The sequence below is a fragment of the Thermococcus sp. Bubb.Bath genome (genome assembly GCF_012027595.1).
Taxonomy (GTDB): Archaea; Methanobacteriota_B; Thermococci; order Thermococcales; family Thermococcaceae; genus Thermococcus.
In genome coordinates, this window is sequence record NZ_SNUR01000037.1 from 1 (window position 1) to 445 (window position 445).

1 protein-coding gene is annotated in these 445 nt (G+C 54.6%); it reads left to right on the top strand.

The features are described 5' to 3' along the window. The coding region (locus E3E29_RS11405) for a histidinol dehydrogenase (protein ID WP_206205909.1) at positions 1 to 445 on the top strand (445 nt) is incomplete at both ends.

Consider the following 445-nt stretch of genomic DNA (forward strand, 5'->3'; position numbering starts at 1 on the left):
TGGACAAAATCTTTGGTCCGGGCAACAAGTTCGTGAACGAGGCAAAGAGGCAGGTTTTCGGTGTTGTGGGAATTGACAGCTTGGCTGGACCGTCGGAGATAGCAGTTATAGCCGATGAGAGCGCGAACAAAGAATACGTCCTCTACGACTTACTCTCCCAGCTTGAGCACGGAAAGGACAGCAAGGCCTGGCTCCTGACGACTTCAAGAGAGCTGGCAGAGTACTGCAGCAGGGACGGAATCGAGGTCGTTCTCTGTAAGAGCCTTGAGGAATGCGCCGAAAAGGCTAACGAGATAGCTCCGGAGCACTTGGAAATAATCACCGAGAACCCAATGGGACTGGTTGACCTCATAGACAACGCGGGAGCGATATACCTCGGGGAGTACACGCCAGTGCCAGCGGCTGACTACTTCCTCGGCGTCAACCACGTCCTTCCGACAGGAGG